This is a genomic window from Mesorhizobium sp. M7A.T.Ca.US.000.02.2.1, from assembly GCF_003996995.1.
Lineage (GTDB): Bacteria > Pseudomonadota > Alphaproteobacteria > Rhizobiales > Rhizobiaceae > Mesorhizobium.
Genome location: NZ_RZTT01000136.1, coordinates 1 through 13,686, shown reverse-complemented (window position 1 = coordinate 13,686; position 13,686 = coordinate 1). Strand labels below are relative to the sequence as shown.

Below are 13,686 nucleotides of genomic sequence, written 5' to 3'. Positions count from 1 at the left end.
CGGTGTGGCAGATGCCGGTCGCCTTGATCTCGACCAGCACCTCGCCCTCACGTGGGCCGTCGAGATCGACCTCCATGATCTCCAGCGGCTTTCCGGCGGCGACAGCAACAGCGGCGCGGGTTTTCATCAGACGTCCTCCAATGCGAGTTTTTTCCAAGGTTTCAGGTTTTGCCGACACGATCAACTGGCGGCTGGCTCCCTGACTGGGCCACGGCGATGAATTGGAATCGCAAGTCGATTGAAAGGCAGTGAATTGCATGGTCGGCTTGACCCTGCAAGCACAGGCCATAAAAGGAACGGCCGACCCGAGGGATGACATTTCGCATGTTCACCAAGATCCTGATCGCCAATCGCGGCGAAATTGCCTGCCGCGTCATCAAGACGGCACGCAAGATGGGCATCGCCACGGTTGCCGTCTATTCCGATGCCGATCGCGATGCCGTGCATGTCGAGATGGCCGACGAGGCGGTGCATATCGGGCCTTCACCAGCCGCGCTGAGCTATCTCGTCCCGGAAAAGATCATCGCCGCATGCAAGGAAACGGGGGCCCAGGCCGTGCATCCCGGCTACGGATTCCTGTCCGAGCGGGCGGCCTTCTGCGAAGCGCTGGAAGCGGAAGGCATCATTTTCATCGGCCCGAAGCCCAAGGCCATAAAGGCGATGGGCGACAAGATCGAATCGAAGAAGTTCGCCAACGCCGCCAAGGTTTCCACCGTGCCCGGCTGGCTCGGCGTCATCGAGAATGCCGACCATGCCGAAAAGATTGCCGGCGAAATCGGCTACCCCGTGATGATCAAGGCTTCGGCCGGCGGCGGCGGCAAGGGCATGCGCATCGCCTGGAGCGAGGCCGAAGTGCGCGACGGCTTCGACCGCGCGCGCTCGGAAGCCAAGAGTTCGTTCGGCGACGATCGTGTCTTCATCGAGAAATTCGTCGTCGATCCGCGCCATATCGAAATTCAGGTGCTGGCCGACGCGCATGGCAATGCGCTCTATCTCGGCGAGCGCGAATGCTCGATCCAGCGACGCAACCAGAAGGTCGCCGAAGAGGCGCCGTCGCCGTTCCTGGATGCCGAGACGCGCAAGGCTATGGGTGAGCAGTCGGTGGCGCTGGCCAAGGCCGTCGACTACCAGAGCGCCGGCACGGTCGAATTCATCGTCGACAAGGACAAGAACTTCTATTTCCTTGAAATGAATACACGATTGCAGGTCGAGCATCCGGTGACGGAGCTCGTCACCGGCATCGATCTGGTCGAGCAGATGATCCGCGTCGCCGCCGGCGCCAAGCTTGCCATCAAGCAAAGCGACGTCAAGCTGAACGGCTGGGCGGTGGAAAGCCGGCTCTATGCCGAAGATCCCTACCGCAACTTCCTGCCGTCGATCGGCCGGCTGACACGCTACCGGCCGCCTGAGGAAGGACAATTCGGCGATGTCGTCATCCGCAACGACACCGGCGTCACCGAGGGCTCCGAAATCTCGATGTTCTACGATCCGATGCTCGCCAAGCTGTGCACCTGGGCGCCGACGCGTCTGGAGGCCATCGATGCCATGTCGGAAGCGCTCGACAGCTTCGTCGTCGACGGTATCGAGCACAACATTCCGTTCCTGGCCGCCTTGATGCAGCATCCGCGTTGGCGGGAAGGGCGGATATCGACCGCTTTCATATCGGAGGAATATCCCGACGGATTCGCGCCGGTCGTACCGAACGACGATGAGAAGGCCGTGTTGGCGTCGATTGCGACGGCGGTGGAACTGCTGCGCCGTGACCGGCTCGACCGGCTGGGCGGGCGGCTGGCGCCGCATTCGGGAGCTCTGAAGCGCGACTGGGTGGTAAAGATCGGCGATGACTATCTGTCGGCCTCGATTATCGAGGGCATGATTTCCATTCCGATGGAAATCGATCTGTCGATCGAGGCCGGCAGGGCGTTGACCGTTGCATCAGACTGGCGGCCGGGCGACCTGGTCTGGCGCGGCACGGTCGGCACGCGCAAGGTTACGGCTCAGGTCAGGCCGGTTGCCAACGGCTTTCGCATAGCCTGGAAAGGCATGTCGGTGACCGCGCGCGCCATGCTGCCGCGCACCGCCGAGCTGGAAAGGCTGATGCCCGAAAAGGTGGCGCCGGACACGTCGAACCTGCTGCTTTGCCCGATGCCTGGCCTTGTCGTGTCGATTGCCGTTGCCGAAGGCCAGGAGGTCAAGGCCGGCGAGACCTTGGCGGTGGTCGAAGCGATGAAGATGGAAAACGTGCTGCGTGCTGAACGCGACCTTGTCGTCTCCAAACTCAACGCCAAGCCCGGCGACAGCTTGGCCGTGGATGCGGTGATCATGGAGTTTGCGTAAGGCTGGCCGGGCAGGCAGCCTGTGATCAGCAGCGGTTTGTGCTGGACTGGCATCGCGCGGTCCCGGACAATACATCTCCATCGACTCAGGACCTTCACACAGCACCATGGCCGACGAAAAACTTCCCCGCGATCCCCTGAAGCGCGAAGCAGCGATTGCTGCGGCGCGGCCGGAGGCCCCGGCGCGGCCCTTCGTCCATTTGCGCGTGCATTCGGCCTATTCCCTGCTGGAAGGCGCCTTGCAGATCGGCAAGGTGGTGGCTCATGCGGTCAAGGACGAAGCCCCGGCCATTGCCGTGACCGACACCAACAATCTGTTCGGCGCACTGGAATTCGCGCAGAAGGCGGTGAAGGACGGCATCCAGCCAATCATCGGCTGCCAGACGGCGCTCGCCTTTTCCGGCGAAAACAGCGATGGCCAGCGCGACCGCAGGCGGCAGGGCCCGGATATGCGGCCGGTCGTCCTGCTCGCCGCGACCGAAGCCGGCTATTCCAACCTGGTCAGGTTGGTCAGCCGCGTCTACCTCGAAACGCCGCCAGGCGAAGCCGTGCATCTGACCACCGAAATGATGGAAGGCTATTGTGACGGATTGATCTGCCTCAGCGGTGGGCCGCGCGGACCGATCGGCACCGCGCTCAAGGAAGATCGCCGCGATCTGGCCGAAGCCCGGCTTTTAACCCTCAAGGCAATGTTCGGCGACCGGCTCTATGTCGAGTTGGACCGGGTTTCCGGTTATGATCGCGTGATCGAGAAATCCTCGATCGATCTGGCCTACGCCCATGAACTGCCCCTGGTCGCCACCAACGAGGCGTTCTTTTCCTCTCGTGACGACTATGACGCACATGACGCGCTGATCGCCATCGCCGAAGGATCGGTCGTCGCCGCCGATAATCGTCGCCGGCTGTCGCCGGACAATTTCCTGCGCAGCCAGGCCGATATGGCCAGGCTCTTTGCCGATCTGCCGGAAGCAATCGACAACACTGTCGAGATCGCGCTGCGCTGCTCCTATTATCCCAAAAACCGCAATCCGATCCTGCCGCGCTTCACCGGCGGCGATGTCGCCGACAATGACGCCGCGGTGCAGGCGGAAGCCGACGAACTGGCCCGCCAGGCGCATGAGGGGCTCGACGCGCGCCTCGCCATGCATGGCCCAACCGCCGGCTATACGGTCGAGCAATACCGCGAGCGGTTGAACTTCGAGCTTGGCATCATCACCAAGATGAAGTTTCCCGGCTACTTCCTGATCGTTGCCGACTTCATCAAATGGGCCAAGGCGCAGGGCATTCCGGTCGGGCCGGGCCGCGGTTCGGGCGCAGGCTCGCTGGTCGCCTATTCGACGACCATCACCGACATCGACCCGTTGCGCTTCTCGCTTCTGTTCGAGCGCTTCCTCAATCCCGACCGCGTGTCGATGCCCGACTTCGACATCGACTTCTGCCAGGATCGGCGCGAGGAGGTCATCCGCTACGTCCAGCAGAAATACGGCCGCGACCAGGTCGGCCAGATCATCACCTTCGGTACGCTGCAGGCGCGCGCCGTGCTGCGCGACGTCGGCCGCGTCCTGCAAATGCCCTATGGCCAGGTCGACAAGCTCTCCAAAATGGTGCCGCAGAATCCGGCCAACCCGGTCAAGCTCGCCGACGCCATCGCCAACGAGCCGCGCTTTGCCGAAGAGGCCGAGAGGGAGCCGATCGTCCAGACGCTGCTCGACATGGCGCAGAAGCTGGAGGGCCTTTACCGCCACGCCTCGACCCATGCCGCCGGCATCGTCATCGGCGACCGGCCGTTGTCGGAACTGGTGCCGATGTACCGCGATCCGCGCTCGGACATGCCCGTCACCCAGTTCAACATGAAATATGTTGAGCAGGCCGGGCTGGTGAAGTTCGACTTCCTCGGCCTGAAGACGCTGACGGTGCTGGAAACGGCTGTGAAGCTGATCCGCCGGCGCGGCATCGAGATCGACCTGGCAACGATCCCGCTCGACGATCCCGAGACCTACGCCATGCTGTCGCGCGGCGAAGTGGTCGGCGTGTTCCAGGTGGAAAGCGCCGGCATGCGCAAGGCGCTGATCGGCATGCGGCCCGACTGCATCGAGGACATCATCGCGCTGGTTGCGCTCTACCGCCCCGGTCCGATGGAGAACATTCCGACCTACAACGCCAGAAAGCATGGCGAGGAGGAGATGGCGTCGATCCATCCCAAGATCGACCATCTGGTGAAGGAGACGCAAGGCGTCATCGTCTACCAGGAACAGGTGATGCAGATCGCGCAGGAGCTGTCCGGCTACTCGCTCGGCGAAGCCGATCTGCTGCGCCGCGCCATGGGCAAGAAGATTCGCGCCGAGATGGACAAGCAGCGCGAGCGCTTCGTCTCCGGCGCGGTCGAGCGTGGCGTCGGCAAGCCGCAAGCCGACTTCATTTTCGACCTGCTGGCCAAGTTCGCCGACTATGGTTTCAACAAATCGCACGCCGCCGCCTATGCGGTGGTTTCGTACCAGACCGCCTATCTCAAGGCGCATTATCCGGTCGAGTTCCTGGCGGCGTCGATGACGCTCGACATGGGCAACACCGACAAGCTGGCCGATTTCCGCCAGGACGCGCTGCGCCTTGGCATCGAGGTTCTGGCACCTTCGGTGACATCGAGCTTTCGCCCCTTCGAGGTCGGTGAGAACCGCATCTACTATTCGCTGGCAGCGCTCAAGGGCGTCGGCGATGCGGCGGTCGAGCACATCGTTGCCCAGCGTGGCGAAAAGCCGTTCAAGAACCTCGCCGATTTCTGCGAGCGGGTCGATCCCAAGATCGTCGGCAAGCGCGTCTTCGAAAGCCTGATCATGGCCGGCGCGCTCGATTGCTTCGGCCACGACCGCGCATCGATGATGGCGGGCGTGGAACGCATGATGGGACTGGCGTCGCTGGCGCAGCAGAACGCGGTTTCCGGCCAGCACGACATCTTCGGCGCTTCGCTCGGCGCCCAGTCGCAGGCACTCAATCTGCCGGCGACGGAGCCATGGCTCGCCGCCGACCGGCTGCACCGTGAATTCCAGGTGGTCGGCTTCTATCTCTCGGCGCACCCGCTCGACGAGTACAAGGCAGCCCTGCAGAAGATGCGGGTTCAGACGTGGGCCGAGTTTTCGGCGGCCGTCAAACGCGGTGCCGCCGCCGGCCGTCTGGCCGGCACGGTGACGTCCAAGCAGGAGCGCAAGACGCGCACCGGCAACAAGATGGGCGTTATCGCCTTTTCCGACACATCCGGCCAGTACGAAGCCGTGCTGTTTTCCGAAGGACTGGCGCAATATCGCGATCTGCTCGAGGCCGGCCGCTCCGTGGTCATCACCGTTGCCGCCGAGGACAGGCCGGAAGGCGTCAATCTGCGCATCAACTCGGTGCAGTCGCTGGAGGACGAGGCAAGCCGTATCCAGAAGGCACTTCGCATCTTCGTGCGCAACGCCTCGCCGATCAACACGCTGGCCGGCCAACTGACCGTCAGGGGCGAAGGCCAGGTCAGCTTCGTGCTGATCAAGGACGAAGGCGAGGGCGAAATCGAGATCGAGCTGCCGAACCGCTACCGGATTTCGCCGCAGATCGCTTCGGCGATGCGCGCGGTGCCGGGTGTGGTCGAAGTGGAGCTGGTGTGACCCCCGCTCTTTCTCGCGCGCGGCGGTCAGCCGGGCGGTCGCTGCCGCGAACGCCAGCGCAGTCAGTATGAAGCCGGCGCAGAGGAACGGGTCGCAGGCGGTTTCAGCCTTGGCGCGGCTGCGTGACAGGCTGCGCAGGCTCTATCATGGGCGCACGCCGGCCGCTTTCCGGTTCCAACTGGTGGCCGTCGTCATCGACCTCGCCATCATCGCCTTCTTCATCGCGACGCCGGTTCTTCAGGACAAGCCGTCCTTCCTCTGGCTCGACTATTCGGCGGCCGCGCTTGTCGCCGCGGATCTGGTCGCCCGGCTGCTTGCCTCCAAAAACATGCTGCGGCTGATGAAGCAGCCGACGTCGTGGGTCGATGTCTTCATCCTTTTGACGCTGCTGATGCCGACGGCGTTCGCCAATCTCGCCTTCCTGCGCATCCTGCGGCTGTGGTCGCTGTCGCGCAGCGGTTCGCTCTGGCGGCATCTGGAGATGCGCGGCCTGAGGCCGTGGCGCGAGGCCAGCCACGCGGTCATCAACCTTTTGACCTTCCTGTTCGTCATCACCGGCTTCGTCTACACGTTCTTCTTCCGCACTGGCGCCGGTCTGGAAAACTATGTCGACGCGCTTTATTTCACCGTCGCCACGGTGACGACGACCGGCTTCGGCGACATCGTGCTGCCGGGCATAGCCGGCAAGCTGACCGCAATCGTCACCATGATCATCGGCATATCGCTGTTTGTCAGACTGGCTCAGGCGATCTTCCGGCCAGCCAAGGTTTTGTTTCCCTGTCCGCAGTGCGGCTTGCGGCGGCACGAGCTGGACGCCGTGCATTGCAAAGCCTGCGGTCATCTTCTCAACATACCCGACGAAGGGAACTGACGGCCGGCGTACTACGACGCCGCCACTTCGGCCGGCTTTATAGCCCTGCGCTGAAGATTGAGCAGATTGCCCATCAGGATCAGCAGCGCGCCGCCGGCGGTGAAGGCATCGATCTGCTCGCTATAGAGCAGCCAGCCAATCAGCGCCGATAGCGGCACGCGCAGAAAATCCATCGGCGAGACGATGGTCGCATCGGCATAGCCAAGCGCGCGGGCCATACAGAAATGCGACGACATGCCGGTGAAAGCGATCAGCACGATCCACGGCCATAGCTCCAGTGGCGGATTGCGCCACGTATAGAGCGCCGGGATGAGACCGACCATCGACTGGATAATCAGCATCCAGCAGATGATGCGCACGACGCTGTCAGTCCGGGTCAGCGATTTGATCGTGACCACCGAGATGCCGAAGCAGGCCGCGGCACCCAGCACGACGAGATGTCCAGGGTCGACCGAGCCGACACCGGGGCGCACGATGATCACCACGCCGATCAGCCCCAGCCCGATCGCTGCCAGCTTGGGCCGGTTCAGCCTTTCGCCCAGAAAAATCACCGCCAGGATAGCTGTCCAGATCGGCGTGGTGAATTCGATCGAGATCAGCACCGCCAGCGGGATCAAAGTGATGGCGTAGAGCCAGGCCGCCTGGCCCGTGTAATGGATGACGTTGCGGGCGATATGGGCAATGGGGCGCTGCGTGCGCATGGCTCGAAAACCGCCACTCATCATCACCAGCGGCAGAAGAATGAAGAAGCCGATCACAGAGCGCAACTCAAGCACCTGGAAGACGTTGAGCTCCGCTGTCGTGGCTCGGCCGGCGACCGTCATCCCAAGGAAGGAAGCGATCGACAGTGCCATCCAGAACGCGGCCTTGGGGATCGAGGGGGTGGGTGCCATTCGCGCTATGTCGCAGGCGCGGGCTTCTGCCGCAATCGCTACACAAGGCATTCTTCTGGGCCAGTCGCGACTGGCTGGATGTTGTAAAACAGTCGTGTGGCGGGCGGAACCTGAAACGGCAAGTGGCGTTGAGTTCCGGTGGTCAGCCGTGCTCGCGGACCGTCCCGCCTTTTTCAAGATCGACAAGGAGAGCTTCAATGAGATCCTTCGCGCAATTCGCGCTTGCCGGCGGCTTATTGGTTGCGGCAGGTGCGGCACATGCCGACGAGGCCCAATTTCTCCAGGCGTTCAAGGGCAATTTCGCCGGCAAGGGTATCGTCAAGGTCACCACCGATGCGCCGACCGTGAACGTGTCCTGCACGCTCAGCTCGAACGCGACATCGACCTCCCTGTCGCTCGACGGCAATTGCCGGGGACTTGTCGTGGTCACGCGCGCCATCAGCGCGGACCTGAAGGCCAGCGGTGCCAAATACAGCGGCACCTATGTCGGCTCTCGCACGGGACCGGCGCAGCTTAACGGCAGCCGTTCGGGCAACGCGATCAACCTGGGCATTCGCTGGGCCAAGGAGGTCAATGGCGACCGAAGGGCGCAGATGAAGGTCGAGAAACGCGGCGAGAACGGCATGCGGCTGACCGTCATCGACACCGACCCGAAAACCGGCAAGAGCGTGGTGACGAGCAGGATTGATCTGCAGCGCACCTAATCCTCGAGCGGCTCCGGCGGATGGGTGTCGCGGCCCTTGCCGAATGTGTAGCCGGTTTCCACCGCCTTGCGGCCGAACTTGTCGCGCAGGGCGTCGATGGCGCCTTCGGCCATGGCGCGCTTGCGCGATTGGATGTCGACCAGATCGGGCGGGTCGGCTTTGTCGTCGTCCGAGAGGTCGCTGACGCCGATGCCAAGCAGCCGATACTTCGTGCCGTCGGTTTCCTTGCGCAGAAGCTCCACCCCGGTCTGAAAGATGCGGTCGGCGAGCCGGGTCGGATCGCCGAGCTGGCGATTGCGCGTGCGCAGCTTGAAATCCTGGGTCTTCAGCTTCAGCACCACGGTGCGCCCGGCAATGCCTGACTTTTTCAGCCGTGCCGAGACCTTTTCCGAAAGGCCCCTGAGAACCGCGACCAGTTCCTCCAGCGACGCGATGTCGGTGTCGAAGGTGGTTTCGGCCGATACGCTCTTGGCATCCTGGTCGGGATCGACGCGGCGGACGTCCTCGCCGCGCGAAAGGTGGTAGAGCCGGTCGCCCATCGTGCCGTAGCGGCGCATCAGGTCGCCGCGATCCATCTGCTGCAACTGGCCGATAGTGCGGATGCCGTCACGCTCCAGCGTGGCGTTGAATGCCTTTCCGACACCCCAGATCATGGTCACCGGCTGCGCCGAGAGGAAGCCGACTGCCTCGGCCTCGCCGATGACCGAGAAACCGCGCGGCTTGCGAAAGTCAGACGCAATCTTGGCGAGGAACTTGCAATAGGACAGGCCGGCCGAAACGGTGATGCCGATCTCCTTCTCGACGGCCTGCGCGAAGCGCGCCAGCACCACAGCGGGCGGCAGGCCGTGCAGCCGTTCGGTGCCGGCGAGGTCGAGAAACGCCTCGTCGATCGACAGCGGCTCGACCAGCGGTGTCAGCGCTTGCATCATGGCGCGCACTTCGCGGCCGACGCGCACGTATTTTTCCATGTTGGGGCTGATGACCACCGCCTCCGGGCAGGCTTCGAGCGCCTTGAACATCGGCATGGCCGAGCGCACGCCTTGGATGCGGGCGATATAGCATGCGGTGGAGACGACGCCGCGCTTGCCGCCGCCGATGATCAGCGGCTTGTCCTTGAGCGCCGGATTGTCGCGCTTTTCGATCGCCGCATAGAAGGCGTCGCAATCGATATGGGCCAGATGCAGCCGGTAAAGCTCTGGATGGCGCGCAAGCCGCGGGCTGCCGCAGCGCTCGCAGCGGCGCGCCTGGCTGCGCTGAAACGTCAGGCAGTCGCGGCAAAAACCGTGATCGGGATTGTTGACAGGGGCCGCCATCGCTGCGAACATAAAGAGAACAGATGCAATGGTACGACAGTGCAAGGCCAGCGACAAGGCTGGCCTGGGGAGAACGCATGAGCACGACCATAGCGCCACTTGCACCCGAGCTTTGGGCTGAATTCGAGGACCTCTTCGGCAAGCAAGGCGCCTGCTACGGCTGTTGGTGCACGCATTTCCGGCTGGCGCCGGCGGTGCGGCGCGAGAGCAGCCGGGAACGCAACAAGGACCACATCAAGGCGCGTATCGAGGCCGGCCCGCCGCCCGGACTGCTGGCATTCGAGGACGGTCAGGCGGTCGGCTGGATGCAGATCGGACCGCGCGCCGACGTGCCCGAATGGAACAATCAGGGCAGGGGCTCGGCACCGGTCGATCCTGCCGACGCCGCGGATCCGGGCGTCTGGGCGATCTCCTGCTTCTTCATCCGCGCCAAGGCGCGCGGCAGGGGCATCACGCATCGCCTCGTCGAAGGCGGCATCGATTTCGCCCGCCAGAATGGAGCCCGGCTGCTCGAGGCGTGCCCGATGGACCTGTCTCGCGATTCGCGCTCGATCGGCCTGTTCGTCGGCTCGTCGCGGATCTTCGAGAAGGCGGGTTTCGAGCGGCTGGTGGAACGCAAGGCCGGCCGCCCGCTGATGCGGCTGGTGCTTTGATGAGGTCCGCTCGTGGCTTGTTGATCTCACCTTGCGGTTGCAGCAGTAATTTCATACCAGACGGACGTCCCTTCTAAAGCGCATGCGCTTTGGGGTTTTGTTTATGCATGTCGTTCTCCCAAACCAGGACCCACTTTGGGCGACATGCATTAGGTCAAACGGAGAATTCGCGTGAACCGTGCCCTGCCATTCGTTTTCCTCCTTGCGTTGAGCGCGCCTGCGTTCGGTCAGACCGTCGACAGTCAGGGTGCGAAGCAATTATCCGACGACTTGTCCCGCTATGTCGGCAAGCAGGCCATCGACAAAGGCATTTTGAAGGTTTCGCTTGAAGGTGGCGCCTACAGGATCCTGTTCGATTTCAAGGCACTTGCCGCATCGTTTCCGGACCAGAAACTGCTGAAGTTCGACTTCGCGCCCTATGCCCTGATGGTCAAGCCGCGCAGCGACGGGTCCTGGGATGTCTCCATGGATTTCTCCCAAACTGCCTCCTTCGAGTTCAACGGACCCGAGGGGCTGCAAAGCACTCAGTTTTCGATCAAGGACGGCAAGGGTTCGGGCGTCTACGATCCAAATCTGGCGGCCTTTACCAGCGGCACCAGCTCGATGGCCGGCATGACGATGGCATCGAAGGATGCCAGGCAGCGCATGGAAGCCAGCACGGGCGCCGGCGTCGCGACCGTTGCCGCGACCAAGTCGGCGGCTGGGGGCGTCGATTTCACAACCTCGCAAAAGGTATCGAGCTTTATCGAAGCGATCAATTTCGACGATCCGGAGAGCGGGTTGAAATTCCCGGTCACCGTCAGGTCGCCTGAACTGTCGGTCGAAGCCAGCGGCAAGGGCGTGCGGACCAAGCCATTGCTCGATCTCCTGGCCTTTGCGGTGGCCAACGAGGACGAGGCGACGCTGAAGGCCAACCAGGCGCAGCTCAAATCGCTTCTGCTCGCCGCCTTGCCGCTTTGGCAGCGTATCGACGGGACCTACGGTTTCAAGGATTTTGCGGTGGAAAGCCCGGTCGGCAATTTCGGCGCCACCCAGCTCAGCACCGTGTTCGGCACCGATGGCGTCGCCCAGAACGGCACGATCACGTACGGCATCAAGGCATCGGGGCTGACCGTGCCGACCCAGCTTCTGCCGAGCTGGAGCGTGGGGTTGTTGCCCACCGATGTCGATTTGAACTTTGGCGGCGCCAATATCGATCTCGACAGCATGGCGAAGAAGGCAATCGAAGCCTTTGATCTCAATAAGAATCCCCCTCTGTCGGCCGAATTCGGCGAGCAGCTTAAAGTCGACTTCTTGGCCAAGATGCCGAAGGTCGTGCTTGGCCACAGCACCGTGAAGAACAAGGACACGGAGATCGCGCTGGAAGGCGAGATGACATTCCCAGGCGAAAAGCCCGAAGGAAGCGTAACCGTCGATGTCGCCGGCTTCGACAAGCTTGTCGAAGGCCTGCAGGAAGCGGCAAAGTCGGAACCGGAGGTTGGCCAATACGTGCCAGTCGCTCTCATGGCGAAGGGCTTTGGCAAGACGCTGCCCGATGGCCGGCTGGAATGGATCGTCAATGCCAAGGCCGATGGCTCGGTCACCGTCAATGGCGTCATGCTGAAGCCCGCCGATCCGGCCGTGGACGACAGCATGGATGATGGTGACGGCGCCGATGACAGCGGAGACGACAGCGGCGGCGCAGGTGCGAACTGAACCCTGAAGCTGGAGTTCAGAGCCCCAGCGCGCTTGTGATCTTGGGCGCTGCCTCGTGCCAGTCCTGGACGACGACCACATCGTCCGTCACCGGCGGCAGGAATGCGCGCAGCGAATTGTCGGCCATCAGGTGGAACAGTTCGGCGTCGGCGACCGATTCCCGTACCGACGCCAGATTGTGCGGCTGATCGTCGACGAAGACCACCGGTCGGCCGGCCTTGCCGCGAAGCTTGGCCACTGCCGGTCCTTTGGCCATTTCAGTGGTCAGAAGCGGGTAGCTCAGCCCAAGCGCGTCGAGATGGACGCGACGCACGGCACGGTGTTTGTGCGGCATGGCCGTCAGCAAGATGATTTCCGCGCGATCGCCAAGCCCTGCCAGGGCTTCTGACGCGCCGTCAGTAATGTTTTGCCAATCGGCTTGCGCGTCAAAGAAATCGGCCAGCAGTGCCGTGACTTCGGGCTGTTCGATCAGGCGGCCGCTGGCGGTCTCTGCGATGTTGCCGGTCAGCCGGAAGGAGGCCAGCGTCAGGCCATAGCCGCGCGCCTTGAGGAAATTCGGAAACGGTCGGATGAATTCGAGCACGACATCGTCGACATCGAGGACAAGCAAGGGTCGGTCGTCGGCTGCCAGTTCTTCAATCTGGCGCGCGGTTTCCGGATCATCGCTCATATGGAATGCTCGTGGTTGTCGTCGCCCAGCGGCAGCGACCGCAAGGCCTTGCCGACAGCCGCCGGCGGGGTGCCGGTTTCCTCGGCAAAGCGCATCAGAGTCGGCTCGTGGGCGAGGATGAATTGCAGGACACCGGCCAGAAAACCCGGCTCGCTGGCGGCTTTGCGGATCGAATGGACCTCTATGCCGGTGATTGCCAGAAAGCGCGGCAGAAGCTCCGGATCGGAGGCGACGAAGCCCAGGGCCTTCACGGCAATCGATTCCGCTTCTTCGCGCATTGACGCTGCGTTTGCCATCACTACCTTCGGTGTGTGGAATGAGTCTCTCCCGCAGTAATGGCAAGAGTTGCTTGCGGCAAGCCATTAGAGCGTGGCGCGCCCTTTGGACGCGCAGGGGACGAGGTGGAATTCGCGCTGTTTTCCAGCCGCGGATTTCCGTTTCGTCAATCATATTGCCGTAAAGTGAAGCAGGGTTTGGTGCGTTCAGACATGGGCGCATGACGGTTGCCTTCGAGGCGGAAGGGCAGCCGGGACGGGAAATCGATGCCGAAGAAGGTTATGATCGTCGAAGACAATGAGCTCAATATGAAGCTCTTTCGGGACCTCATCGAGGCAAGCGGTTACGAGACCGTGCGCACCCGCAACGGTCTGGAAGCGCTCGATCTGGCGCGCCAGCACCGGCCGGATCTGATCCTGATGGATATCCAATTGCCTGAAGTGTCGGGGCTTGAAGTGACCAAATGGCTGAAGGAAGACGACGAACTGCACGTCATCCCGGTCATTGCGGTGACCGCCTTCGCCATGAAGGGCGACGAGGAACGTATCCGCCAGGGCGGCTGCGAGGCTTATATTTCGAAGCCGATCTCGGTGCCGCGTTTCATCGAAACCATCAAATCCTATCTGGGCGATGCGTGATG

11 protein-coding genes and 1 pseudogene are annotated in these 13,686 nt (G+C 62.7%); 7 read left to right on the top strand and 5 right to left on the bottom strand.

The features are described 5' to 3' along the window. A pseudogene (locus EOD15_RS15165) lies at positions 1-127 on the bottom strand (S-(hydroxymethyl)glutathione dehydrogenase); the annotation flags it as partial. A 197-nt stretch (positions 128-324) separates the two neighbouring features. On the opposite strand from EOD15_RS15165, the gene EOD15_RS15160 reads away from it, so the two are divergent. The 3 genes from EOD15_RS15160 to EOD15_RS15150 all read left to right on the top strand — a co-directional run bounded on the left by EOD15_RS15160 (position 325) and on the right by EOD15_RS15150 (position 6,842). Then, the gene (locus tag EOD15_RS15160) at positions 325-2,337 is read left to right on the top strand and encodes an acetyl/propionyl/methylcrotonyl-CoA carboxylase subunit alpha (protein WP_127322878.1); all 2,013 of its coding nucleotides are present in this window, start codon (positions 325-327) and stop codon (positions 2,335-2,337) included. A gap of 106 nt (positions 2,338-2,443) precedes the next feature. After that, positions 2,444-5,971 (top strand): DNA polymerase III subunit alpha, encoded by a 3,528-nt coding sequence (gene dnaE / locus EOD15_RS15155; RefSeq protein ID WP_127408597.1) that lies wholly within the window; start codon positions 2,444-2,446, stop codon positions 5,969-5,971. A gap of 67 nt (positions 5,972-6,038) precedes the next feature. Continuing rightward, the gene (locus EOD15_RS15150) at positions 6,039-6,842 is read left to right on the top strand and encodes a potassium channel family protein (RefSeq protein WP_127408596.1); all 804 of its coding nucleotides are present in this window, start codon (positions 6,039-6,041) and stop codon (positions 6,840-6,842) included. Between the two features lie 11 nt (positions 6,843-6,853). Here EOD15_RS15150 and EOD15_RS15145 read toward each other — a convergent pair whose 3' ends face one another. Continuing rightward, positions 6,854-7,735, bottom strand: a complete 882-nt coding sequence (locus tag EOD15_RS15145; RefSeq protein WP_127322941.1) for a DMT family transporter — start codon at positions 7,733-7,735, stop codon at positions 6,854-6,856. Positions 7,736-7,932: 197 nt separating this feature from the next. Here EOD15_RS15145 and EOD15_RS15140 point away from each other — a divergent pair, with 197 nt between their 5' ends. Continuing rightward, positions 7,933-8,439, top strand: a complete 507-nt coding sequence (locus tag EOD15_RS15140; protein WP_127322942.1) for a hypothetical protein — start codon at positions 7,933-7,935, stop codon at positions 8,437-8,439. Here the strand turns inward: EOD15_RS15140 and EOD15_RS15135 are convergent. Then, positions 8,436-9,764, bottom strand: coding sequence for a DNA polymerase IV (locus tag EOD15_RS15135; RefSeq protein WP_127327429.1), 1,329 nt, complete (start codon positions 9,762-9,764; stop codon positions 8,436-8,438). The genes EOD15_RS15140 and EOD15_RS15135 overlap by 4 nt on opposite strands. A 65-nt stretch (positions 9,765-9,829) precedes the next feature. Here EOD15_RS15135 and EOD15_RS15130 point away from each other — a divergent pair, with 65 nt between their 5' ends. After that, positions 9,830-10,405 carry a GNAT family N-acetyltransferase gene (locus EOD15_RS15130; RefSeq protein WP_127327428.1) on the top strand — a complete coding sequence of 192 codons (576 nt, stop codon included), beginning with the start codon at positions 9,830-9,832 and terminating at the stop codon, positions 10,403-10,405. Positions 10,406-10,576: 171 nt separating this feature from the next. Further along, on the top strand, positions 10,577-12,100 hold the full coding sequence (locus EOD15_RS15125) for a hypothetical protein (protein WP_127408595.1): 1,524 nt from the start codon (positions 10,577-10,579) through the stop codon (positions 12,098-12,100). A gap of 16 nt (positions 12,101-12,116) precedes the next feature. On the opposite strand, the gene EOD15_RS15120 is transcribed toward EOD15_RS15125, so the two are convergent. Next, positions 12,117-12,770: a hypothetical protein gene (locus EOD15_RS15120; RefSeq protein WP_127320341.1), complete on the bottom strand. Its 654-nt coding sequence runs from the start codon at positions 12,768-12,770 to the stop codon at positions 12,117-12,119. Continuing rightward, positions 12,767-13,066 carry a DUF3572 domain-containing protein gene (locus EOD15_RS15115; protein ID WP_024503583.1) on the bottom strand — a complete coding sequence of 100 codons (300 nt, stop codon included), beginning with the start codon at positions 13,064-13,066 and terminating at the stop codon, positions 12,767-12,769. The genes EOD15_RS15120 and EOD15_RS15115 overlap by 4 nt, the downstream gene beginning before the upstream one ends. A 246-nt stretch (positions 13,067-13,312) precedes the next feature. On the opposite strand from EOD15_RS15115, the gene EOD15_RS15110 reads away from it, so the two are divergent. Further along, positions 13,313-13,684 (top strand): response regulator, encoded by a 372-nt coding sequence (locus tag EOD15_RS15110; protein ID WP_013531932.1) that lies wholly within the window; start codon positions 13,313-13,315, stop codon positions 13,682-13,684. The last annotated feature ends 2 nt before the right edge of the window (positions 13,685-13,686 follow it).